The sequence below is a fragment of the Zhouia amylolytica genome, from assembly GCF_900116365.1.
In the GTDB taxonomy this organism is placed as follows: domain Bacteria; phylum Bacteroidota; class Bacteroidia; order Flavobacteriales; family Flavobacteriaceae; genus Zhouia; species Zhouia amylolytica.
On record NZ_FPAG01000008.1, the window covers coordinates 196,925 to 222,403 of the forward strand.

The window sequence follows — 25,479 nt, forward strand, 5'->3', positions numbered from 1 at the left end:
ATGAGCCATTCAATTACAGTTTTTACGAAATTTCCGCTACTTTCTTTTTTTGATGTAACTTTATATAAAATAAGGTACTCTCTTGTTAAAAGTATTCGTATTTCTGACATTGGGAACTTCTAATTTTTTAAGGTTGGTTAAACATTTTTTTATGGGACGTTTTTTAATTGTATTGGTACTTTTTATCCTATCATCATGCGCCACTTATAAGATTAACGCTGAAAAGGATTCTAATAATCATGTTGATCATTATGATGAAATAGCCCATACCTTTTATCTTATAGGCGATGCGGGTTATCCTAAAAACGGGAAAGAACCTGAAGCATTACTAGCGATGACAGAGCGATTTGCATCGGCATCTAAGGAGGATTTTTTGATATTTTTAGGTGATAACATTTATCCGGATGGACTTCCTGGAGATGATAATCCAGAAAGAGATCAAGCGGAATTGGCCTTGAAGCTTCAAACTGATGCAGCAAAAAAATTTCCCGGCAGTGTGTACTTTATTCCTGGAAACCATGATTGGTATAGTGGTGTTAAGGGGTTAAAAAGACAAGAAAAGTATGTAGAGGATGCATTAGGAAAAGATTCTTTTTTACCAGAGAATGGTTGTCCCATCGAAAAGGTGAATATCGATGATAAAACAGTACTGTTAATTGTCGATTCTCACTGGTATATCACTAACTGGGATCGGCATCCTACCATTAATGATGAATGTGAAATAAAGACACGAGATCATTTTTTAGATGAATTTACGAGTGAAATTAAGAAGGCACGTGGTAAGACTACATTAGTAGCTATTCATCATCCCATGTATAGTAATGGACCTCATGGAGGAAGTTATTCTTTTAATGACCATTTAAAGCCAATTCCTATTTTAGGAACCTTAAAGAATGTGTTGAGAACCACCACAGGAGTTGTGAATGCTGATATGTCTAACCGTTTTTACAATGACTTGCGTAAAAAATTAATTACTGCGGCACAACACAATGAGAATGTGATTTTTCTTTCAGGACATGAACATAGTTTACAATACATCGCTTCTGATAATTTAAAACAGGTTGTCAGTGGATCGGGTTCTAAAAGTACTCCGGTAAGGAAGCGAAATAATCAAGATTTTGGGTATCCTGCCCATGGTTACGCTATGATGACCATGTACAAGAATGGCTCAATAGATCTAAGGTTTATTGACGGTAGTACAAATTCTATAGTATTTGAAAGACAAATTAAGGAATCAACAAAAGCCTCTACTTTTGATTTTCCACAACAGTATCAGGATTCTGTTATTTCAGAAGTATATAGTAAGGAAGAGACTTCGAAATCTAAATTATATAAATTTTTCTGGGGTGACAGATACAGTAAATATTTTAGTACCCCGGTTAAGGCTAAAACAGTATTGTTAGATACTTTATATGGTGGATTGAAACCAACAAGGAAAGGGGGCGGGACACAATCTAAATCATTACATTTCGAAGATTCTGAAGGAAAGCGATTCGTCATGAGGGCTGTTCGAAAAAGTGCAACCCAATATATTCAGGCGGCGGTGTTCAGTGATAATTATTTGAAGGGGCAATATGAACATACAGAAACGCAAAAGCTAATTGAGTATGTTTTTACAGGTTCACATCCTTATGCCCCGCTTACCATAGCAACTTTGTCTGATGCTGCTGGTGTTTATCATCTTAATCCACAGTTGTTTTATGTGCCAAAACAACCGGCCTTGGGGAACTTTAATTCTGAATTTGGGAATGAGCTTTATCTTTTGGAGGAACATGCTTCGGAGGGGCATTTACATTTGGCTGAAGGAAATTTCACAGGAGACATAATCAGTACTCTTGATGTGATTAAAGAGATACATTCGGATGAAGATGTTGTGATTGATCAGACTAATTACATAAGAGCCCGATTATTTGATATGTTGATTGGAGACTGGGACAGACACCATGATCAATGGAGGTGGATGGAGTTTAAGGAAGCTGGTAAAAAGGTCTACAGACCACTGCCACGAGACCGGGATCAGGCCTTTTCTAAAATGTCGGATGGACTTATGTTAGGGGTTGGAGTAAATTTAATTCCAGCTGCACGATTATTACGCAAGTATAGTCCGGATCTTAAAGATGTAAAAGGAGTTAATATGGAACCTTATCCTTTGGACATGGCGTTTTTAACAGATATTGGTAAAGAAGTATGGGATGCTCAGGTAAGGTTTATAGAAGAGAATGTTACTGATGAGGTTATTGAAGAAGCCATGGCCTTTATGCCTTCAGAGGTTCAAGATGAGACGGTACTTGAAATTAAAGAATTGCTCAGGCAACGAAGGGCTAATTTGCAGAAAATAGCCAACCGTTATTATAAGTTAATTAGTAAGTATGGAGTTATTACGGGTACCAATAAAGATGATTATATAGAGATATCCGCTCTGGACAATGGTAATGTGGCCGTTTCCATATTTAGAAAGAAAGATGATACTATCAAAGATCGATTTCATCATAAGGAATATGATCCTGGACAAACTAAAGAATTATGGATTTATGGATTAGATGATGATGACACTTTTGTCGTAAAGGGAAAGAACCGGCATATAACCATACGGTTGATTGGTGGGCAGAATAATGATGATTATATGGTTGAAGAAGGGAGGAAAATTGTAATTTATGATTACAAATCAAAAAAAAACAATCTCGATAATGCTACCAAAGCTAAGGTGATTTTAACGGATGATTATGAGACTAATGTTTATAATTACAAGAAGCTTAAAGCAAATACGAATCAGATTGTTCCCTTATTGGGGGCTAATCCTGATGATGGTTTAAAATTAGGGTTCGTTGACACCTATACTACCTTTGGGTTTGAGCGAAACCCATTTACTTCGCAACATAGATTTAATGCAGCTTATTATTTTGCTACCAATGGATATGAGCTTAATTATTCCGGAGAGTTTGCTCATGTATTGGGTGAATTTAATTTGGGTATTAAAGCCCAATTTAACAGTCCGAATTTTACTCTTAACTTTTTTGGTTTTGGTAATGAAACCGGAAACCCTGACGATGAACTCGGGCTTGATTATAATCGGGTTAAAACTCGAACATTTCGTCTAATGCCACAACTTATATGGAATTCAGAACGCGGTTCTAAGGTAACATTAGGGATTAATTATGAATCTATTGAGGTAGATGATACTGAGAATCGATTTATTTCTGAAATCAATGTATTACCCGTCTACTTATTTGACGAAGTACAGTATGCAGGGGTGCATGCCCAATATGATTTTATTAATTATGACAACAGGGCATATCCTACCAATGGAATTAAGTTTCATTTGGAAGCAGGTTATAAAAAGAACCTTGATATGAACGATCGTGGTTTTGGGTATTTGATTCCTGATTTGGTATTGGTTCAAAAGGTAGAACATTCAGGAAAACTGGTTTTAGGAACCCGAATGAAAGGACATTTCATATTAGGAGATGATTACGAATTTTATCAGGCAGCTTCGATAGGAGGAACAGATGGTTTAAGAGGGTATCGGAATCAACGATTTACTGGTAAAAATTCCGTTTATCAAAATACAGATCTAAGATATAGTTTTAGTCAGGTGAAAACAGCTTTAGTGCCTGTACGTGTGGGTATTTATGGTTCGTTTGATTATGGACGAATTTGGTTGAAAGATGATGAATCAAGTAAATGGCATAATTCTTATGGGGGCGGTTTTTTCATGAATGCAACAGAAATGATTACGGCCAATTTGGGTGTATTTGATTCTTCGGATGGAATGCGAATTGCCTTTTCATTAGGATTTGGATTCTAATTGATGATCACAGCATCTGATTACGATCTTAATGTTTTTTGGTTAAATTAAGGGCGTATCTTTGTCTAACAGTATACCCTACTTGTTTTATGACTTCAACGGAGGAAAAATTAAAAGAACGGATTAAAGAACTTACCTGTTTATATGAGGTAACATCGATCGTGGCAAATGCTAATTATAATGATATTGAGTCTTCTCTTGTATCTATAGCATTTTGTGTAAAGAAAGCCTGGAGGTATCCTGAGGATACCAGTGTAGAAATAAAAACTGGAGACTATCAGGTAAAAACTGAACTATTTAGTAGTTCGAGTGTTTTCCAACAAATGCCAATAAAGGTTTTTAATAAAGTTGAAGGAGCCATTACCGTTTTCTATCCGTCGGAGTTGTACACTTTGGCAGATTTTCTTCCTGAAGAGGCCCTTTTGCTTCAGAATATAGGTATTGAGATTGGCAATGTTCTTGAGCGAAAACAAATCAAAGAAAATGAGCAAAAGATTCAGCGACAGATCGAGCGAAATGATCGGTTAAGTATTTTAGGAGAAATTACCGCTGGAATTGCTCATGAGCTCAATACACCTTTAGCAAACATATTAGGGTATTCAGAGCTTTTGAAAAACAGAATACAAAATGAACCAGCCTTGATCTCTGATCTGGACAAGATAATCAATAGTGCAATTTTTTCTCGGGAGGTTGTAAAAAAGCTCATGTTTTTTGCCTGCGAAATGCCACAGCAAAAAGATGAGGTAAATATCGTTCCGGTTATTGAAGAAGCCATTGAGCTTTTGAAGCCTGTTTTTGCCAAAAAAGAAATTCGACATCAATTCGATCACAATAATGATCGTATCTATTTGAAGGTTGATACGATTCAATTGACCCAGGTTATTTTTAACCTTGTTCTCAATGCCATTTATTTTTCTCCCAAGCAAGGGTTTATAAAAATAACCCTGGAAGAGTATCCAGAAAATATTCAACTACTTATTAGCGATGAAGGGCCGGGTATAATTGCTGATGCGGAAAAAATATTTGATCCATTTTACACGACGAAGCCGGTAGGTGAAGGATCGGGTTTAGGTCTAAGCGTTGTTCATGGAATAATAAAAAGTCACCAAGGTTCTATTACATATCGGAAGAATCATCCAAAAGGAACTATTTTTGTGGTTGATTTCCCAAAAAGTAATTCATGAGTTTACAGAGAGAAAATATACTTATCGTTGATGATGATGTAAATATACTTGAAATGTTGCAAAGACATTTACAGTCGCTTCATTATCATACCTATAATGCTATTTCTGTGAAAGAGGCAGTAGCCATATTGCGGGAAACGGATATTGATTTACTCATTACAGACTTAAAGATGCCCGGAATAGACGGACATGAATTAGTTAAGTATGTTGCCGAAAATTATCCGTTAATTCCAATATTAGTAGTTTCAGGTTATCCATCTGTAAATGATGCTTTGAATGTTATTAAATCAGGAGCTATAGATTATCTGGTAAAACCATTTACACATGAAGAATTAAAGCAAGCTGTCTTAAAATCATTTAAAGGCAGTAAAAAGATAAAAACTAGCAGTAAGCCCAGAGATTTTAGTTCGAGTTCGAATTATGGGGAGCTCATCGGTGAATCCTCGGAAATTAAAGAAGTTTTTGAAATCATCGATCGTGTTAAGGACAACAAAGCTACAATTTTTATTAATGGTGAAAGTGGTACCGGTAAGGAGCTCGTAGCAAGAGCCATTCATTACTCCGGTAAGTTTTCCCGCGCACCATTTATTGCTGTAAACTGTGGGGCTATTCCTGAAAATTTGTTGGAATCAGAGTTGTTCGGTTATGTAAAGGGAGCTTTTACCGGTGCTGATGAGAACAGGCAAGGTTTTTTTCAGGCTGCAAATCATGGAACTATATTTTTGGATGAAATAGGTAATGCTTCTTTAGCTGTTCAATCGAGACTCTTAAGAGCACTTCAAGAGAAAGAAATTACCAGAATAGGATCACAAAAGGTAGAGAAAGTTGATTTGCGCATTATTGCCGCTACTAATAGTGATTTGAAGGAATTAATTGCAAAAAATGAATTTAGAGAGGACCTATACTATCGTTTATCAGTGGTACAAATTAATGTACCACCCTTAAGGGAGCGTAAGTCTGATATTTCCTTATTGGTGGATAGATTTATTAAAAAATATGGTCCGGAGTATAAAGACCGAATTACACCAATATCAAAAGCTGCGCTGGAAGTTCTGGAAAGATATGATTGGCCTGGTAATATACGCGAACTGGAGAATGTTGTTCAGAGAGCTATTATTATGTGTGATAAAACAATTGAGGTAATGGATCTTCCGGATCATCTTAAATATAAAATTAACTTTTCACAAGAAGGATGGTTGCCTTTAAGAGAAATGGAAAAGGAATATATTTTAAGAGTCTTGGCTGCAGTCGATAATAATAAGACCAAAGCCGCTGAAATTCTTCAAATAGATCGTAAAACACTACGACAAAAAATACAATAGTTTATAGGGGGAAATCTCCCCACCTGGGGAAATTATCCCCACAACAAGATTCTTTCCTAAAAATAAAATAACACTCAAACATCTGTTTTTCAGTTGTTTGAATTTTGTTGTGACTGAGTTTTATTCTTTATGGCATATAGCTTGCCTTATACATAGAAATAATTTTTAAAGGCCATGCAAAATCAAATTAACATTTGTGCTACCTGTACCAACTTTTCTGATTGTGTGTTTATTCAAGGGAAAGGAATGATTTGGTCATGTAGTGAATTTAATTCAGAAGTCGAGAACAATTAGACACATACTACTTAAAACAAATTGAATAAAAGAATTATTGAAATGGTTACAAAAGAGAAAAAGAAAGGCATGTTTGAGAATGTTATTCAGCAATTCAATACTGCCGCAGATCAGATCAATTTAAATCCGAATATTAGAAAGATTCTAAGTATTTCTAATAATGAATTAATTATACGTTTTCCAGTGAAAATGGATAATGGAGATGTTGAGATATTTACAGGATACAGGGTACAGCATAATAATGCTTTAGGTCCATATAAAGGAGGGCTAAGGTATCATCCAACGGTAGATATCGATGCAGCAAAGGCCTTAGCCATGTGGATGACTTGGAAAACTTCATTGGCCGGATTGCCTTATGGTGGTGCTAAGGGGGGGATTCAAATAGATCCGTCAAAATATTCACAAGCTGAACTGGAGCGAATTACCAGAAGGTTTACCTATGCTTTAGGGGAAAATATAGGACCTGAGCACGATATACCTGCACCTGATGTTAATACCAATCAGCAAACTATGGCATGGATAGCTGATACGTATATGTCTACTAAAGCGCCGTCGGAAAGATCTAAAAATCAACATGTAGTAACGGGTAAACCAGTTGGTTCAGGAGGTTTGGAAGGAAGAGACAGGGCAACAGGATACGGTGTGTTTTTAAATATAAAATTCTGGGCGGAAAAGAATAACCTAAACCTTAGCGGGAAAAAATTTATTGTTCAGGGATTTGGAAATGTTGGATACTGGGCAGCTTATTTTTTAGAAAAGGAGGGAGCACATTTAGTAGGTGTGCAGGATGCTTATGCTACTATTTCTAATGAAGAGGGTATAGATGTTGAGGATTTATTGAATTATTCCAAAAGTAATGACGGGATGATTAAGGGTTATACAAAAGCCTCTACTTTGCTTCAGGATCAGTTTTTTGAAATTAGTGCTGATATCTGTATACCAGCTGCACTGGGAAATCAAATTACTGATGAGAATGCTGATAAAATCAAGGCCTATCTAATAGCTGAAGGAGCTAACGGACCAACTAATTATGAAGGAGAGCAAATGCTCTTAGCAAGAGGGGTTCAGATCATACCGGATGTTCTTTGTAATTCAGGAGGTGTTATTGCCAGTTATTTTGAATGGTTGCAAAACAGGAATGGCGAGTTATGGTTGTTAGATGAGGTTCTTGAGAAGCTAGAAAAGAAATTAAGAACGGTTTTTGAAAATGTATGGGATACTTCTCAAGAAAGAAATATTAGTATGCGTAATGCTGCATTTAGCATTGCGATTGAGCGAATTGAAAGAGCCTATATTCAACGTGGTATATTTCCATGATATATAAAAAAGTAGCTATGAAATATGAGGGTATTGTTATAGAAAAAAAGGAGTTTGTAATTCTGAAACGTCTTTTAAATACGGCAGGTTATGGTCAAGAAGATGCTCGTGGTAAATCTATATACAGATTAAAGCAGGAACTAACAACCGCTTTAGTTTACAGCGAGGAATTTATGCCAGAGGATGTTATTCGTTTTAATTCAGTAATCACTGTTGCCTCAACTGATGGTTGGCAAAAGCAATTTACCCTTGTAATGCCGAGTGATGGTGATTTTAAAACCAATAAAGTATCGATTTTAACGCCTATGGGAGCCGCAGTAATTGGATATGCTAAAGGAGACATCATTGATTGGGAATTTCCAGGTGGGTCAAAGCAAATTACTATCACGGAAGTTAAGCAGCCTTCAGGATTTATTGATGCAAATATTATTTTATAAAAGACAATGAATATTTTAAATACAGAGGACTCTTTTGAAATAGATAGGATTAGAAAAGATTATACTGAAGTCTCTAATTGGATTGAGCATTTAGAATTTATAGCTAAAGAACTAATGACTTTAAAAGACATTGCACAACAATATCTTGTTGAGCATGCCCTGGAATATTCTTTTGATGCCTATTTGGAGGAAAACAGAAGCGATATAAGTGCTTTATATAACTATCGTTTTACTCTGGAAGGGCAGAAGGAGTGTCAGGATGTGGATTGTGATGTTTTTTATAAAGAACATCACGAGTCGATAAGAGAAAAATATCATGAAACTGTCGATAAGTATAAACGATTAAAAAATAAAGTAATTGGTAATCTCTAGGCGAGAGTTAGTTTTAGGTTAGTGACTAAAGTTGTTTTGAATTACCATCAAGCCGGGGTCTTTTTTAAAAAGTTCTATAAATCAGTAGTTTATTGGGTATACTATCTCTTCATATTCAATTACAGGGCCCCGGTATTTTTTTACAAATTACATGAACCAAACCAAACCAAGAAATTAGTCTTCTATGAAAAAGGAACCATATACTATGGATGAAATATTAGCAATGGTTAAGGAAAATAAAGATGGTAAAAGTATTCAGGCTATCGCCAAGAAATTTGACATCGATAAAAAAACTTTATACCATTGGATTGTTACTTATGGGTAATAGGGTTTTATATTGATTGTTTAATACAGCAACTGATATTTGTTATTTTACATCAGTGGATGCCGTAAATATTCCGTGAATGTTTATATTCGAGGATGAACAAACACTTATTATCACTATTATTTATTGCTTTTTCTCAATTTTTTCAGGCACAAGAGATTGAGATACTACCGGAAGTAAAAATTTTAAAAGAGGGATTTATTTATAATAATTTTCCAATTCCCCAATGTCATTCCTCTACCGTTGTTGAGCTTAAAAACGGTACAATTATGGCCGCATGGTTTGGTGGTACCCACGAGAGGCATGTAGATGTTAGTATTTATACCGCTGTCTTCGATGGGTCAACCTGGACAAAACCAGTAAAAGTAGCTGATGGCCTTGTAGATGATACCCATCGATATCCGACATGGAATCCGGTTTTATTTAAAAACAAATCCGGCGTTTTATTTTTGTTTTATAAAGTAGGGCCATCTCCTAGTGATTGGTGGGGAATGTATAAAACATCGCAGGACGAAGGAAAAACATGGACGGAAAGCAAAAAACTTCCTAAGGGTATTTTGGGACCAATTAAGAATAAGCCATTCCAATTTGAAAATGGGACTATAGTAAGTCCATCGAGTACTGAAGATGGAGCTGTTTGGAAGGTACATATGGAAATTTCTAAAGATGGGGGCTATCATTGGGAGAAGGTATTGGTAGATCAGAAGTCTGACTTCAGGGCAATTCAGCCAACATTATTAAAATTGAATGAAGGTAGTATTAAAGCTTTAATCCGCAGTGATCAAAATGTACTTTTGGAAAGTGAAAGTTTCGATGGAGGTGAATCCTGGTCTCATCTTAAAAAGACCACTGTAGCAAATCCTAACTCTGGAATTGATGCGGTAACCCTGAAAAATGGATGTCACTTATTAGTATACAATCCTATGGTTAGCGGTAAAGACTGGTGGGAAGGCAGGAATGAATTAAAATTAGCCTATTCAAAAGATGGTGATGTCTGGCAAAATATTTATACCCTAGAGGAGAAAGAGGATGGGGAGTATAGTTATCCTGCTATAATTCAGATGAACAATGGTAATGTATTTATAACTTATACTCATAACAGAACCAAAATCAAACATGTGGTATTAAATTTAAATTCCCAGAAGGAATAATTTATTGAAAAGGCCTCTATAAGTTCAAGAGGCCTTTATAATATTTAGTTAATTGATACCTTCCTCTAGCCTGTAAAATATGAAAGAATTGAAATCACTATTATTACGAGAATTATGGATAGTATTATATCGATAGTGCCATAACTTGATTTCGTGATTTTTTTATCCTCGAGTGAAAGTGTTCCGAAAGATAATCCTTTAATTAATTGGTAGTTAGGTTGGTTTGTGAGCAGTGTGATTGAAATACATAGGATAACAGAAAATATAAACATAAAAATGGCCATGTGTGCAAAGTTTATCGATGCAAAGCCATATAATATTCCAGAGGCGGAATGAGATCCCGTGCTTTTGAATTGTAAAATATCTTGTTGAAAATAAATCTCTGACCCCAAACGAAGTATTAAGAGAAACAATCCTACCATAAGAGTGGTTATTGCAGCTTTAGAATTCACTCTTTTCCATGTAATACCCAACAGAAATACTGCTGTTACCGGCGGGGCAATATACGACTGTACATTTTGCAGGTATTGATACATAACTCCACCACCTATTTTTTGCATAATAGGAATCCATATAATACCCAATAGTACTATAATTGCTGTTGCAATTTTACCAATGGAGAGTAGTTGACGTTCACTTTTTCCCGGATGAAGTTTTTTATAGATATCAATTGTAAAAATAGTAGAGCACGAGTTAAATACGGAAGCTAATGAACTCATAAGTGCAGCCATTAATCCACCGGCTACAAGGCCTTTTAACCCAACAGGCAGCAATTTGGTGACCAGCATCGGGAATGCTCGATCTGCTTTTTCTAAACCAAAAATTTCCGGGTTTTGGATTGATAGTGCAAATGCAATGATGCCCGGAATGAGAAAAATAAATATAGGTAAAAGCTTAAGATAGGCTCCAAATATAGCCCCTCTGCGTCCTACCTTTAAGTTATGTGCAGCCAGGGTTCGTTGTACAATATACTGATCTGTACACCAGTACCAAATCCCCACTATGGTGCCTCCGAAAAGTAATCCGGTCCATGGGAAATCGGGGTCGCTCATTGGTCGCCACATGTTAAAATGTTCAGGACTATTAATTCTAACCGTTTCTGTTAGCTGACTCCATCCACCAACTTCCTGAAGTCCCAAATAAGTTATAATACATGAACCTAAGATCAGGACAATGGTTTGCAATGTTTCGGTGTATATAACAGCTTTCATTCCTCCAATTACAGTATAAAGACCTGTAAATATCACAATACCAATGGCACCATACCAAAAAGGTATGCTTAATAACTCTGAAACTACAATACCACCTGCATAAATAGTGATTGATACTTTCGTAAGTACATAGGCCACCAAGGAAAAGACAGACAGGAACCATCTGGAACGGCTATCAAATCTTTTCTCGAGAAATTCGGGCATAGTAAAGGCACCACTTCGAATGTAAAATGGAAGAAATAACCATCCTAATAAGAGTACAATCCAGGCGTGTAATTCATAATGCGCCATAGGCATTCCGGACTCAAAACCTGTACCTGCCAAACCTACTACATGTTCGGATCCTATATTCGAAGCAAAAATGGAGGCGCCTATTACAAACCAGCCAACATTTCTTCCCGCTAAAAAGTAATCTTCGGTATTCTTATTTTTTTGTAAAACTACCCAAACAGCAACGCCAATTAGTGCTAATAGGTAAATTCCTAAAACTATCCAGTCAGCGGTTTCTAAGTATGATTGCATATGTTTCTATTTTATACGTATTGATTGATGATACTTTCAAATAGTTCTTGTTTACCGCTTTTTGGTTCAAGTTCTCCAAAATCATGGGCAAGATTGTAAAGTTCAGTTAAGTTCAATTTTCCTTGTTCAAATTCTTTTCCTTTTCCTGAATCAAAAGAACTGTATCTATCTGAAACCATTTTTTGGTAGGGTGAATGTTGTAAAATCGCATCTGCCGCCAGCAAGGCTTTGGCAAAAGCATCAGCCCCTGAAATATGTGCGAAAAACAGATCTTCCAGATCTGTAGAGTTTCTTCTGATTTTGGCATCAAAATTTACACCGCCTCCCTGCAAGCCTCCTGCTTGTAGAAATACTAACATGGCTTCGGTGATTTCCAGAACATTATTTGGAAATTGATCTGTATCCCAGCCATTTTGATAATCACCTCTATTGGCATCGATACTTCCCAAGAGGCCAGCATTTGCAGCAACCTGTAATTCGTGTTGAAAAGTATGTTGAGCCAAGGTAGCATGATTCACCTCTACATTTATTTTAAAATCTTCTTGTAAATTATGTTCATGAATAAACCCTACTACGGTTGCACTATCGAAGTCATATTGATGCTTAGTGGGCTCCATTGGTTTAGGTTCAATCAGGAAGTTTCCTTTAAAACCCTGACTGCGACCATAATCTCTTGCCATGGATAAAAATTGTCCCATATGATCTAGCTCCCTTTTCATGTCAGTATTGAGTAAAGACATATAACCTTCGCGACCTCCCCAAAAGACATAGTTTTCACCTCCAAGTTCTTTTGTAATATCCATTGCTATTTTAATCTGGGCTCCAGCTCTGGCTAATACCTTGAAGTCGGGGTTCGTTGCTGCTCCATTCATATACCGAGGGTGAGAAAAGCAATTAGAGGTGCCCCAAAGTAGTTTTATGCCAGTTTCTTTTTGCTTACTTTTTAGGTATTCAACAACTTTTTCCAGGCGTTTTTCTGTTTCCAAAAGGGATGGTGCTTCATCGACCAGGTCTACGTCGTGAAAGCAGTAATATTCGAATCCCATTTTGGTTAGAAATTCAAAACCTGCATCAACTTTGTCGAATGCTCTTTGAATTGGATCTGAACTTTTATTCCATGGTTGAGATAAGGTCGGTGCACCAAAGGGGTCGGTTCCATCTGCACAGAGAGTATGCCAGTAGGCCATTGCAAATTTAAAATGGTCTTTCATTTTTTTTCCGGCTACAACGTGTTCCGGATCATAATATTTGAATGCCAGAGGGTTTGTAGATTCTCTACCTTCGAAAGGAATATGTGAAATATTATTAAAGTAGTTCTTGTTACTTGTACTCATAATAGTTATTTAAGTATGTTAGTAAGTTTATTTTTCCAGTTTTCGTAGGCGTCCTTATAGGGAATATTAGGCGCTAGTAGGTTGTAAGTTTTTATATAATCATTTGCTTTTATTTTTTCAGAGAATTCGTCATATGAGCTGATGGTCATTAAACAAGCCCGGGCAGCACCAATTGCTCCGGTTGTATTGTAGACTTCAATTGGAATATTGGCAGTATGAGCGATAGTATTGGAGAATATTTCCGATCTGAATAAATTATCATTTCCCACTTTTAGTATGTCCATACTTACACCTTCTTGTTTTAAAATTTCCATACCGTATACAAATGAAAATGCAATCCCTTCCAGTGTAGCTCGTATTAAATGCGATCTGTCATGAATATTAAAGTTTATGTCATGAAAGTGTCCATGTACTTGTCGATTATAAAACATGCGTTCACTGCCGTTCCCAAAAGGAAAACAACATAGGCCAGCACTTCCAATTTCAGAAGTTGAGGCTTCCTGATTCATTAAAGTGTAATCATCAATATTTAAAATACTTTTCAACCATTTAAACGAAATTCCTGCTCCATTGATATTTAAGAGTTTCCCGATGCGGGATTCTGTGGCTGAATGATTAACATGAGCAAAACTGTTTATTCGTGTTATTTCTTTTGAAGACAGTTGATCTGTTATTGCATAAACAACTCCGGATGTACCACCTGTAGCTGCGGTTTCTCCTGGATTAAATACGTTCAATGATAAAGCGTTATTAGGTTGGTCGCCCGATCTGTAACTTATTCTGGTTCCTTCAACCAGTCCGGTCTCCGCAGCGCCTTTTTTAGAAACTTTAGCGGCACTGGAGAAGGTAGGAACTAGTTCAGGAATCATTGATTCGGGAATTCCATAATAATCCAATAAAAAGCCGGCTATGGAATTATTATTGAAATCCCATAAAATTCCTTCTGATAAACCTGAAGCTGTTGTCTGCATACTACCTGATAGTTTATAGGCTATATAATCACCAGGCAGCATGAATTTGAATGTCTTAGAAAAATTATCAGGTTCGTTTTCTTTTACCCATCGGAGTTTGGATGCAGTAAAATTAGCTGGTGAATTCAGAAGGTTCAAAGCGCATTTTTCCGATCCCAAGTCGTTTAAAGCTTTCTGTCCAATATCAACGGCTCTACTATCACACCAAATTATTGCATCTCTAACAGGATTTCCATTTTTATCTAATGTAATAAGGCCATGCATTTGATAAGAAATACCGATATCCGTGATGTTATTTGGGTTGATTTTAGTTTTTTGCAAAATAAGTTTCGTTGCCTGACATACATATCGCCACCAGATTTCCGGATTTTGCTCGGCCCACCCGATTTTTTTAGCTATAATATCCATTTCCTTTTCGGGTAACTGAACTATCGTCTCACATTTACCAGTTTTGAGGTTAACTAAGGCTGCTTTGATAGATGAACTTCCTATATCGTATCCAATTGCGTACATTATGTGTATTTCAATAAATTCCTTATAAAATTATTATATAAGTAGAATTAATGCTACTAAAATGAGATTATGGTAACTATTTAAGGTGATTTTAATTTGATGGTATTTTGTTTTGAGATTAACTCTAGGGTGCTGTTAATTAGTAAATTGTGTTTGTTTGTAGGGTTGAGAAGGTCGTTTACTAAATCGGTTGAGTAAAAAATGGAATGAAGAGCGTAGGGTTAGTTGTTTCAATTAGAAATTTTATATTTAACATGTGAAAAGATCGATTACTTTAAAGGATATAGCACTGCATTTTAATGTTTCGATTTCAACGGTATCGAAGGCACTAAATGATAGCCATGATATTAGCATTGCACTTAAAGCAAAAATTAAGGAGTATGCAAGAAGTAATAACTATCGCCCTAACCCTTATGCTCGAAACCTTAGGAAGAAAGACAATCGGACGATAGGTGTGGTCATACCCAACATACTCAACTATTTTTTTGCTCAAGTTTTTAGTGGGATAGAAAAGGTTGCTAATGAAAATGGTTATAATTTAATCAGTTGCATTTCAAATGAGTCATTGGCAAAAGAAAAGAATACCATTGAAATACTGGAAAGAGGTTTGGTATCCGGGTTATTGATATCACTATCTGAAGGGACGGAAAAATCTGGGGATTATGAACATTTAAAGTCGTTTGCCGACAACGGCATCCCTATTGTTATGTTTGATAGGGTAACCGATTTGGTTGCATGTGATAAGGTGATTATTGACGACTTTAATGGTGCATTTGAGGCTACAACACATTTGATTAGAACCGGATGTAAGAATATAGCAATTATTTCGCCTCTTGATAATTTAAATATAGGTAAACAAAGACTCAAAGGGTATCTGACAGCTTTAGAGAAAAATGGACTCTCACCTAATCCAAACTTAATCATTAAAATATTTGAAGAAGAACTTTTTGAAGCTGAGGTAAGGGCACTTTTAACAAGAAACAGAGTCGATGGGATATTAGGCCTAGAAGAGTTTAGTGCAATTAATGCAATGAAAATAGCGATGTCTTTGGGGTATGAAATTCCAGAGGATTTATCTATAATTGGTTTTACAAATGGTCAACTTCCGCAATATGTGTCTCCAAGAATTACTTCTGTTAGTCAACATGGGAAATTTATAGGAGAGCAAGCGACCCACAAACTGATACAACGTATTGAAAACAACAAAGAGGATAGTATGGAGGAGTTTTCCACTCAAAAACTGAAAACATCTCTTGTAATAAGGGAATCTACAAAACCCTTGAACTTCTAAGAAGTACTCATTTGACATTTTTATGGTGTTAATTTTTGAAGACGTATTTTATAAACATGTCTTTTATTGGTAAGGTAGTTGATGTGTTACGAGCTATTTTAAGGCCTGAAACGCCTTAAGAAACTTAATATTTTAGCTGGCTTGAAGTAGATAGGGATAAATATGGAGTTGTCTGGGGTATTATTTTTTTTAATATTTTTTTGATAATAAAATAGTTAGCTCCAAGCCTACTAATATTGTTGAAGAATTCTTTTAGATTCAACTCTCAAGAATGCTAAATAAATTTATTTTCGCACTATAAAAATTTAAAACACGTATTTACATGAAAGATTTATTAGAAAAGATTGACTCGGAAATTGAGACTTTTAAAAGTGAAGCAGCATTGCAAGTTGAAAAGGGAAATAAAGCTGCAGGAACAAGGGCTCGTAAATCTGCTCTTGAATTAAGTAAACTTTTTAAAGAGTTTAGAAAAGTTTCTGTAGAAGAGTCTAAAAAATAATTAAAAAGCCGGAATTTAAATTCCGGCTTTTTTTTTAAACTAACCACGTTATTTGAATCTTCAATTAAACGAATCAAAGGCTTTTAATATTTTAATCTAAAATTTGTGCATTTCATCGATACAGAGGCATGCTCATTGATTTTGAAATACTATATTCGAACCGAATAGATTTAATGTTCACTTCTATACGGGCGCCGGGTAAGTTTGGGTAAACATTGCGCCCGTATTTTTTTTCCTTTAATTTAAGGTTATTACCTTTCGGGAGTTTGATCTTTTCCCTCTCAATTTCTTATTATTTCATAATTATGGTTTAATATTACTATCTTAGGGTGATATAATTTTAGATGGTTAAGTATGACTCACGAGTTTCTTCAACTGGTTAAAATAGCCCGAAATAAAAAAGAAAATGGCATTAAATGTGTTTTAGCATCGGTAGTGCATTTAGAAGGATCTTCTTATCGAAAGCCAGGAGTACGCATGTTAATAGATGAACATGGAAATTTTACTGGAGCTGTAAGTGGAGGATGTGTAGAAAAGGAAATATGCAGGAGAGCTCAAAGTGTTTTTCAATCTAACCGATCAAAAGTGATTACTTATGATGGTCGTTATCGGCTTGGATGTGAAGGTGTCTTATACATACTCATAGAACCATTTGATGTTTCGAAATCGTTTTATTTTGAATTCTTAATTCAAATGGAGGCAAGAAATTCATTTCAAATAACTTCTTATTTCAAAAGGCAAGAAGAGGAAATCACCGGAGATTTTGGATCGGTATTGTCCTTTTCGGATCAGCAATCTTTTAAGTTTTCCAAGGAACAAATTTCCATTTCGGATAATGATCTTTTCAAACAGTCGTTCAAGCCAAGATTCAAATTATTAATTCTGGGAGCTGAGCATGATGCGGTTAAGCTCTGTACCATGGCTTCGTTATTGGGATGGGAGGTAACCGTTGTTTCATCTATTAAGGATCCAAAGTCAATCTCTGATTTTCCCGGAGCTACCAGAGTACTGGCGGAGAATCCGGAAATGATCGATTTAACTGATTTGGATATGCAAACAGCGGTGGTATTAATGAATCATAATTTTGTAACTGATTTACAATATCTAATTAAGTTGCATGAAAAAGAATTTTGTTATTTGGGAATGCTAGGTTCTTTCAAAAGGTGGGAGCAACTTCAACATGAGCTATTAAATTACATACCCGATATTTCATTTTCATTTTTAGAGAAAGTCTGTAGTCCAGCGGGGTTAAATATAGGATCTGAGACTCCTGAAGAAATTGCAATTTCAATATTATCCGAAATTTTGAGTGTAACAAGAAACAAGGAATCCTATTCGCTTAAGAAATTGAAATCAAATCAAATTAGTAAAATTGACTGATGTAGCAATCCTTATATTGGCAGCCGGTAGTTCTTCCCGAATGGGTGAGCCTAAACAGTTATTGTCTTTAGGAAAACAAAACCTTATTAATACCGTTATAGAAAATGCTTTAAAATCTTCCGCTAAAAAAGTATTTTGTGTGTTAGGTGCATATGCGAAGGAGATTGAAAATACCGGATTGCCGAATGGCGTAAAGATTTTGTATAACTCAGAATGGCAAGATGGATTGGGAACGAGTATTGCTGTTGGGGTTGAACAAATTTCTTCATTAGAAGAGGAAATTAGTGGTCTACTACTAATATTAGGTGATCAACCAAAAGTTGATTTTAAATATATAAATAAACTTATTGCTTTATTCAAGGAAGATCCTTCTAAAATAATCGCTTCTAAATACAAAAGTGGTAATGGAGTTCCCGTACTATTTCCTTTAAAGTATTTTGGTTGCTTAACTCAGTTAAGTGGTGATAAAGGGGCTAAGCATTTTTTGAAGGAAATTAATAGTGATCATATCGAAGTTATTGATGAAATTGGATTACTGGATGACTTAGATACTCCTGAAGATTATCAAAAATTTTTAAATCATTCTGTTAAGTTGTAACTTGATGAAAAATAAAGACTTAGTTGTTTTTAGGTGAGGAATGTCATACTAAAAACAGTTAAGATGTTTTAATTTTGGTTTGGTAGTTCTATTAAAAATTCACGAATAAATGTTTAATTATAAATCCTTAAGATTATGGCAACGAATATTGGTATATGGGTTGACAAAATGAAAGCATATGTTGTTTACCTAAAAGGTACAGAAAGGAGTATGGAAATTGTTAATTCTGAAGTTGAAAATTTTCATCCTGTAGGCGGATCGAGATCTAAAAATAAATGGGGGCCTCAAGATGTGGTTCAGGATAGTAAATATTCAGAACGAGAAAAGCATCAGTTAAAAAGGTATTTTGATGATATAGTTGAAAAATTACAGAATGTTGATGCTATAGCTTTGTTTGGTCCTGCTGATACTAATTTGAAATTAGCCAAACATATACAGAGCCATTACAAATCTATGGCTTCCAAAATTAAAGGCGTAGAGAAGGCTGATAGTATGACCGAAAACCAAATTATGGCATTAGTGAATGACTATTATAACTCCTAAAAGGTAATTAATCCTTTTGGTATGGAAACTGAAAAAGTTTTTAAGGTTCAGAAAAGATCAGGTGAAGTAGTAAATTTTTCGTTCGATAAGCTTAGAGCTTCTTTAAAGCATACAGGGGCAGGACACGATCTGATTTCTAAAATAGTAGATACAGTTTACGATGAGCTATATACGGGTATAACCACCGAAGAAATTTATAATCGTGCCTATGCGATGTTAAAAAAAAATAAGGAGGTATATGCATCGAAATATAAATTGAAAAAAGCAATTTATGAATTAGGACCGACCGGATTTCCCTTTGAACGGTTTATAGCAGGAATTCTTACTTATTCGGGTTATGAGTGCTCGGTAGGGTTGATTGTTAAAGGAGCCTGTGTAGATCATGAAATTGATGTTGTTGCATTTAAGAATAATTCGGGGTATTTAGTGGAATGCAAATTTCACTCTGACCGTACTAACAAATGTAATGTTAAAGTTCCTCTTTATATTCATTCACGGTACAATGATGTTAAAGCCACCTGGAAAGATGACCGAACCTTAAGGGAGGGTTGGGTTGTTACGAACACTAGATTTACTACTGATGCAATTCAATTTGGTATTTGTGCCGGGTTATATTTAATGAGTTGGGACTATCCAAATGAAAACAGTTTAAAGGATAGAATTAACCGTCTTGGCTTGCATCCGGTTACTTGTTCTTCTTTACTATCCGGGAGAGAAAAAGATTTTCTTCTGGAACACGGAATTGTGCTATGTCGTGATTTAATTAACCAAGAATTTATGTTAGATCATCTAGGTATTTCTGAAGAACGGAAGGAACGGATTATTTCTGATATGAAACAGTTATGTGATTGATGAAAACTAATAAGGTCAAAGTCCATTTTTATGGTGCCGCTCAAACAGTTACAGGCTCGAAATACTTAATAGAGCTCGATGACTGTATTGTTATGGTAGATTGTGGATTATTTCAGGGTGAAAAGCTATTGCGTGAGGAGAACTGGAAGGATTTACCTTTTGATGCAAGCTCTATAGACTATATATTAATAACTCATGGTCATTTGGATCATGTAGGTTATTTACCCAAGATCGTTAATCAAGGTTTTCAAGGTAAAATACTTGGCACGGAACCAACTTTAGCAATTGCCAAGATAATTCTTGAGGACAGCGCAAAAATACAAGAAGAAGAAGCAGAAAAGGCTAATGAGGAAGGTTATTCTAAACATCATCCGGCCTTACCCTTATATACTCTGGAGGATGTGGGAAATACACTTTCATTATTTCAATCTCAACCAAAGAATAATTGGATTAATCTCGCTGAGCAAGTTTCAGTGAGATTTCGTTATAACGGTCATATTTTAGGAGCAACCTTTGTGGAGCTAGTTATAAATGGGAAGTATTTTGTTTTCTCAGGAGATGTAGGAAGGGAACAGGATGTATTGCTTGATATTCCGGAGAAACCTGAAAAAGCAGATTACTTGTTTCTTGAATCAACATATGGAGACCGATTGCACTCCAGAGAGCCTGTGGAAAATAAGTTGGTAGATCTCATTAATTCAACTATTTATAATAGGGGGAATTTTATAATACCAAGTTTTGCAGTAGAACGAATTCAAACATTGCTTATTATTCTTTGGAGAATGTATAAAAAAAATAAAATTCCTAACATTCCTATTTTTGTTGATAGCCCTATGGGAGATCGGGTGTTGGATGTTTTCCTAAATTACGATAATTGGCATAAGATAAATGTTTCAGAGTTTAAAGCTATGATTCATCATGTGAATTTTGTTTCCTCCTACCGCGAAACATGGGAGGTTATCGACAATAAACAGCCCAAAATTATAATTGCAGGAAGTGGAATGGTTACCGGGGGGCGAGTTTTGACTTATTTACAACAACTCATTGACGAGGAAAATACTACTATATTATTAGTTGGCTTTCAGGCAGAGGGTACTCGTGGGAGGGCTTTACAGGAAGGTGTAAAGGAGCTTAAGTTTTTTGGGAAATATTATCCTGTGAAAGCTAAAGTTGAATCGATATCTTCTTTATCTGCTCATGCAGATCAAAACGAGCTTCTTAATTGGTTGTCCAACCTTGAAAAAAAACCCGAAAGGCTTTTCTTAGTTCATGGAGAAGAGGGAGCTATGAAAGTGCTAAAAACTGAAATTCATAAACGGTATCAGTATAACGTTTATATACCTAAATTATATGAATCTGTATCTTTATCGATTGATTCGTAATGTGAAAAATATCTTTTTCTTTTCTAATTAAGTGGTATTCTTTTGAATAATTGCTTTTTTGGCAAAAAAAGTGCATTTTTAGATCTTGATTAATCTAAGATCTACTAACAAAATGTTTAAAACTACACTCTCTTTATTAATTTTTTTAATGTTTTGCCATATCTCGTTTGCACAAAATCCTGATGGATACACTCAGGATATTTCAGGTTCTGATTTAAAAATAGATATGATGTCAATCCCGGGAGGGGTATTTCAGATGGGCAGTTCTTCAAAAGATGTTAACGCAAAAGATGATGAATCTCCCAGCCATGAAGTTGAAATTACTTCATTTTGGATGTCTAAATATGAAATTACATGGGATTTATTCTATTTGTATTTGAACAGAGAGATTGATAATGTAGGAAGCATTTCGGAGGAAGCGGAAGTGTCAGTAGACATAGATGCTATTTCTGGCGCTACAATTCCTTATGTTGATATGAGTATGGGAATGGGTACAGGGAGTGGTTTACCCATTGTAAATGTTACGCGGCTGGCCGCATCTAAATTTTGTGAATGGCTTTCTGCAAAAACAGGACATTTCTACAGACTGCCTACCGAGGCTGAGTGGGAGTATGCCTGTAGAGCAGGTACAAATTCAGCGTATTCTTTTGGTGCATCTAATGAAAAATTAGATGACCATGCCTGGTATCAGAGTAATAGTGGTGGAAGTTATCATAAAGTGGGACAAAAGGAACCAAATGCATGGGGATTGTATGATATGCACGGAAATGTAGCAGAATTGGTTTTAGACGGATACCAGGAAGAAGCATATAAAAAGTTTAAAAAGAAGAAGGTTGATGATCCGATTATCTTCCCGGAAGATGAATATCCTACAGTAGTTCGAGGTGGTTCATGGATAGATGAGCCCAACGCGTTACGCAGTGCTTTCCGTCTGGCTTCTACAGATCAATGGAAGCGCAGGGATCCTCAATTTCCGAAAAGTAAATGGTGGCATACAGACGCACCACATGTTGGATTTAGGATCGTTAGAGTTAAAGAGGTGCCTGATACGAAAGATTACGAAAAATTTTGGGGACCTAAAGAGATCGAATAAAATATTAACCACTATAACAATTAAATTATGAGCAAAAGTGATGAATTAATTTTATCTAAACTATCGGAGGGAAACTCCAGAAGAACTTTTTGTAAAAATACTTCTCTTCTTTTAGGAGGGATGATGTTGCCTATGTCGCAAATGCATGGTATGGTTAATGTCCTTAATAATAAAAAGCTAAAATTGGCTCTAATTGGTTGTGGGGGACGAGGTACTGGAGCTGCTGCCCAGGCACTTAAAGCAGATGATAATGTAGAACTTGTAGCGATGGCAGATGCGTTTGAAGATAGATTGCAATCAAGTTTAAGGAATTTATCTAAAGAATTTAAGGAAACAAAAAAGATAAAAGTAAAAGAGAAAAATCAATTTGTTGGCTTTGATGCTGCTCAAAAAGCGATGGATTTGGCAGATGTGGTTATTTTAACTACCCCTCCAGGCTTTAGACCGCAACATTTCGAATATGCTATTAAAACAGGGAAGCATGTGTTTATGGAGAAGCCCGTAGCAACAGATGTTCCTGGAGTAAGGAAAGTATTGGAAACAGCGAGGTTGGCGAAAGAGAAGAAGCTAAACGTTGTGGTAGGATTGCAGCGTAGATACCAAAATAATTATATTGACATGGCCAATAAAATAGCAGAGGGTTCAGTTGGTCAGATAGTATCAGGGCAGGTATATTGGAACGGAGGAGGTGTTTGGGTTCGAAAGCGTAAGCCAGAGCAAACTGAATTGGAATATCAAATGCGTAATTGGTATTATTTTAATTGGTTATGCGGAGATCATATTTTGGAGCAACATATTCATAATATTGATATTGCAAACTGGTTTGTCGGAGATTTTCCGATTTCTGCACAGGGAATGGGTGGACGCCAGGTACGAACAGGAAAAGAATATGGAGAGATTTTTGATCATCATTTTGTAGAGTTTAAATATGCCAATGGAGCGGTTATTTCAAGTCAATGTCGTCATCAACCTGGTACGATGTATAAGGTTGGAGAGGTATTTCAAGGGACGAAAGGATTTATAGAAACAAATGATGCCGGGGCAACCTATATTAAAGGCTTAGATGGAAAAGAGGTCTATAAATATGCCGGTTTCAATGATCCTAATCCCTATCAACAAGAACACAACAGATTATTTGAATCGATACGAAATGGCGGCGTAATAGCGGATGCAGAACATGGAGCAAAAAGTACCATGACTGCGATAATGGGAAGAATGGCTACTTATTCAGGGAAAGTAATTAAATGGGAGGAAGCCTTAAATTCTGATTTAGCTTTGGTGCCTGACAATCTAGACTGGAATTCTGAAGCTCCGGTTAAGCCAACGTCTGATGGAACTTATATAATTCCTTCACCTGGTAAAACGAAGGTAATGTAGGTATATGGGGATAAGGTACAAGCCTTATCCCTTCTTTTTTCTCAATTAAGACGTTTATAGTTTTCAGAAAAAACGCGTTGCCCATCATCATCTACCGTAATTTGTGTAAAGTGCTCCTTTCCTAATACCAGCTCAAATTTAAATACTCTTAGTGTATCAATAATTCTCATCATAGAATTAGAACCGTATTCTAAAGTTTCGACTAGTTCGCTATCTGTGTTGGTGTATGATCCATATCCAAACCATTCAATGGAGTCTTTAGGGACATAACGGGTCCACATTACCTTACCGGCCTGATACATTTTTATTTGTCTATAACCTTCAGAGGTTGGAACGGTATCAGAAATTTCATTGTCTTCGTTGTAGTTATAAAAGCTTATGAGTTCCCAAGCTCCTTCGAGCGTATGGTTTTGTGGTTGAATTTTTGGACTTGTGGCACTAATTAGAAACAGTGCGCTTAAGATGATAAATGGTAATAGGTAATTTTTCATAGTGATATATTATTAGTGTTCATTATCAGCGTGTTATTCTCTTAAATTTACGGAATTTTTGTTTAAACTTTAAATTTTGGATGTAGCAATTTTATCTATGATTGTTGTTTTCAATAATGAAATAATAACTTTTAATAACTTTTAACATTGCTATATAAACCAAAAAGTTACTTTTGTCCGAGATAGTAAATATTTAAATTATGTCTGAAGTAATTGAAAGAGTTAAGTGTCTTATAATAGGTTCTGGTCCTGCGGGATATACAGCGGCTATTTATGCTGCCAGAGCTAACATGTCACCTGTTTTATATCAAGGTTCTCAACCGGGGGGTCAATTAACAACTACCAATGAAGTTGAAAATTTCCCAGGGTATCCTGAGGGTATTACAGGGCCTGAAATGATGGTCGAGTTGAGAAATCAAGCTGAGCGTTTCGAAACTGATGTTAGAGACGGGTGGATTACTAAAGTTGATTTTTCCGGACCTATCCATAAGGTTTGGGTTAATGAAACTAAGGAAATACATTGTGACACCGTAATTATTTCAACAGGGGCATCTGCTAAATATTTAGGATTGCCTTCTGAGCAAAAATATCTTAAACTAGGTGGTGGTGTTTCGGCATGTGCTGTATGTGATGGATTTTTCTACCGAAACCAAGAAGTTGTAATTGTTGGAGCTGGAGATTCAGCTTGCGAAGAAGCACATTACTTATCGAAGCTTTGTAAAAAAGTTACCATGTTGGTGAGAAGAGATGAATTCAGAGCTTCTAAAATTATGGAAGCCAGAGTTCGAAATACCCAGAATATAGAAATTATGTTTAATACTGAAACCGATGAGGTTTTAGGAGATGGACAAGTGGTAACCGGAGTTAGAGTAAAGAATAATGTTACTGGAGAAACACAAGAATTACCAGCTACCGGATTTTTTGTTGCAATTGGACATAAGCCAAATACAGATATTTTTAAGGGTTATATAGATTTGGATGAAACGGGTTATATTATAAATGAACCAGGTACATCAAAGACGAATGTAGAAGGTGTGTTCGTTTCAGGGGATGCTGCTGATCATGTATACAGGCAGGCGGTAACAGCTGCTGGAACTGGATGTATGGCTGCCCTTGACGCAGAAAGGTATTTGGCCGCTAAAGAGTCTTTCGAAGAAGTTGAACGATAATTTATAAGTTTTACCGAATAACATATGAAGTCGCATTTGATTTAAA

Annotated in this window: 22 protein-coding genes; 18 read left to right on the plus strand and 4 right to left on the minus strand. The window is 35.8% G+C overall.

The annotated features are described in order from the left end of the window. Positions 1-151 precede the first annotated feature (151 nt). From BM361_RS14255 to BM361_RS14290, 8 genes are all read left to right on the plus strand, one after another. Entirely contained in the window at positions 152-3,805 is a 3,654-nt protein-coding gene (locus BM361_RS14255) for a metallophosphoesterase (RefSeq protein ID WP_074979721.1), read from the plus strand. Positions 3,806-3,894: 89 nt separating this feature from the next. Continuing rightward, positions 3,895-4,989, plus strand: a complete 1,095-nt coding sequence (locus BM361_RS14260; RefSeq protein WP_074979723.1) for a sensor histidine kinase — start codon at positions 3,895-3,897, stop codon at positions 4,987-4,989. Then, the gene (locus BM361_RS14265; RefSeq protein WP_074979724.1) at positions 4,986-6,311 is read left to right on the plus strand and encodes a sigma-54-dependent transcriptional regulator; all 1,326 of its coding nucleotides are present in this window, start codon (positions 4,986-4,988) and stop codon (positions 6,309-6,311) included. Before BM361_RS14260 ends, BM361_RS14265 begins: the two co-directional genes overlap by 4 nt. A gap of 336 nt (positions 6,312-6,647) precedes the next feature. Further along, on the plus strand, positions 6,648-7,922 hold the full coding sequence (locus BM361_RS14270) for a Glu/Leu/Phe/Val family dehydrogenase (protein ID WP_038262259.1): 1,275 nt from the start codon (positions 6,648-6,650) through the stop codon (positions 7,920-7,922). 17 nt (positions 7,923-7,939) lie between these two features. Next, entirely contained in the window at positions 7,940-8,359 is a 420-nt protein-coding gene (locus tag BM361_RS14275) for a GreA/GreB family elongation factor (RefSeq protein ID WP_038262262.1), read from the plus strand. 6 nt (positions 8,360-8,365) lie between these two features. Continuing rightward, positions 8,366-8,731, plus strand: a complete 366-nt coding sequence (locus BM361_RS14280) for a hypothetical protein (protein WP_038262024.1) — start codon at positions 8,366-8,368, stop codon at positions 8,729-8,731. A gap of 184 nt (positions 8,732-8,915) precedes the next feature. Further along, the gene (locus tag BM361_RS14285) at positions 8,916-9,056 is read left to right on the plus strand and encodes a helix-turn-helix domain-containing protein (RefSeq protein WP_082436070.1); all 141 of its coding nucleotides are present in this window, start codon (positions 8,916-8,918) and stop codon (positions 9,054-9,056) included. A 95-nt stretch (positions 9,057-9,151) separates the two neighbouring features. Next, a complete protein-coding gene (locus BM361_RS14290) occupies positions 9,152-10,207 on the plus strand; it encodes a sialidase family protein (protein ID WP_074979726.1) in 1,056 nt (351 codons plus the stop codon). A 65-nt stretch (positions 10,208-10,272) separates the two neighbouring features. Here BM361_RS14290 and BM361_RS14295 read toward each other — a convergent pair whose 3' ends face one another. The 3 genes from BM361_RS14295 to BM361_RS14305 are packed head-to-tail and all read right to left on the minus strand — an operon-like array spanning position 10,273 to position 14,758. Beyond that, positions 10,273-11,940, minus strand: a complete 1,668-nt coding sequence (locus BM361_RS14295; RefSeq protein ID WP_074979727.1) for a sodium:solute symporter — start codon at positions 11,938-11,940, stop codon at positions 10,273-10,275. Positions 11,941-11,951: 11 nt separating this feature from the next. Next, a complete protein-coding gene (xylA, locus tag BM361_RS14300) occupies positions 11,952-13,277 on the minus strand; it encodes a xylose isomerase (RefSeq protein WP_074979729.1) in 1,326 nt (441 codons plus the stop codon). A gap of 2 nt (positions 13,278-13,279) precedes the next feature. Further along, positions 13,280-14,758, minus strand: a complete 1,479-nt coding sequence (locus BM361_RS14305; RefSeq protein ID WP_074979731.1) for a xylulokinase — start codon at positions 14,756-14,758, stop codon at positions 13,280-13,282. Between the two features lie 256 nt (positions 14,759-15,014). Between BM361_RS14305 and BM361_RS14310 the strand changes: the two genes are divergently transcribed. The 9 genes from BM361_RS14310 (at position 15,015) to BM361_RS14350 (ending at position 23,773) form a co-directional block, all read left to right on the plus strand. Continuing rightward, positions 15,015-16,049, plus strand: a complete 1,035-nt coding sequence (locus tag BM361_RS14310; RefSeq protein ID WP_074979733.1) for a LacI family DNA-binding transcriptional regulator — start codon at positions 15,015-15,017, stop codon at positions 16,047-16,049. A 322-nt stretch (positions 16,050-16,371) separates the two neighbouring features. After that, on the plus strand, positions 16,372-16,548 hold the full coding sequence (locus BM361_RS14315) for a histone H1 (RefSeq protein ID WP_038262043.1): 177 nt from the start codon (positions 16,372-16,374) through the stop codon (positions 16,546-16,548). A 354-nt stretch (positions 16,549-16,902) separates the two neighbouring features. Beyond that, positions 16,903-17,928, plus strand: a complete 1,026-nt coding sequence (locus BM361_RS14320) for an XdhC family protein (protein WP_074979734.1) — start codon at positions 16,903-16,905, stop codon at positions 17,926-17,928. Beyond that, positions 17,921-18,526: a nucleotidyltransferase family protein gene (locus BM361_RS14325; protein WP_074979736.1), complete on the plus strand. Its 606-nt coding sequence runs from the start codon at positions 17,921-17,923 to the stop codon at positions 18,524-18,526. The genes BM361_RS14320 and BM361_RS14325 overlap by 8 nt, the downstream gene beginning before the upstream one ends. Before the next feature lie 135 nt (positions 18,527-18,661). Further along, on the plus strand, positions 18,662-19,069 hold the full coding sequence (locus BM361_RS14330; protein WP_083425964.1) for a hypothetical protein: 408 nt from the start codon (positions 18,662-18,664) through the stop codon (positions 19,067-19,069). Positions 19,070-19,090: 21 nt separating this feature from the next. Further along, positions 19,091-19,921 (plus strand): ATP cone domain-containing protein, encoded by an 831-nt coding sequence (locus tag BM361_RS14335; RefSeq protein WP_074979738.1) that lies wholly within the window; start codon positions 19,091-19,093, stop codon positions 19,919-19,921. Next, positions 19,921-21,303, plus strand: coding sequence for an MBL fold metallo-hydrolase RNA specificity domain-containing protein (locus BM361_RS14340; RefSeq protein ID WP_074979740.1), 1,383 nt, complete (start codon positions 19,921-19,923; stop codon positions 21,301-21,303). Before BM361_RS14335 ends, BM361_RS14340 begins: the two co-directional genes overlap by 1 nt. A 148-nt stretch (positions 21,304-21,451) precedes the next feature. After that, the gene (locus BM361_RS14345; protein ID WP_175496588.1) at positions 21,452-22,396 is read left to right on the plus strand and encodes a formylglycine-generating enzyme family protein; all 945 of its coding nucleotides are present in this window, start codon (positions 21,452-21,454) and stop codon (positions 22,394-22,396) included. 27 nt (positions 22,397-22,423) lie between these two features. Continuing rightward, complete coding sequence (locus BM361_RS14350) at positions 22,424-23,773, plus strand: Gfo/Idh/MocA family protein (RefSeq protein ID WP_074979745.1); 1,350 nt, start codon at positions 22,424-22,426, stop codon at positions 23,771-23,773. Between the two features lie 41 nt (positions 23,774-23,814). On the opposite strand, the gene BM361_RS14355 is transcribed toward BM361_RS14350, so the two are convergent. Beyond that, complete coding sequence (locus BM361_RS14355; protein ID WP_038262063.1) at positions 23,815-24,264, minus strand: hypothetical protein; 450 nt, start codon at positions 24,262-24,264, stop codon at positions 23,815-23,817. A gap of 200 nt (positions 24,265-24,464) precedes the next feature. Here BM361_RS14355 and trxB point away from each other — a divergent pair, with 200 nt between their 5' ends. After that, complete coding sequence (gene trxB / locus BM361_RS14360; protein WP_038262066.1) at positions 24,465-25,433, plus strand: thioredoxin-disulfide reductase; 969 nt, start codon at positions 24,465-24,467, stop codon at positions 25,431-25,433. Positions 25,434-25,479: the final 46 nt, after the last annotated feature.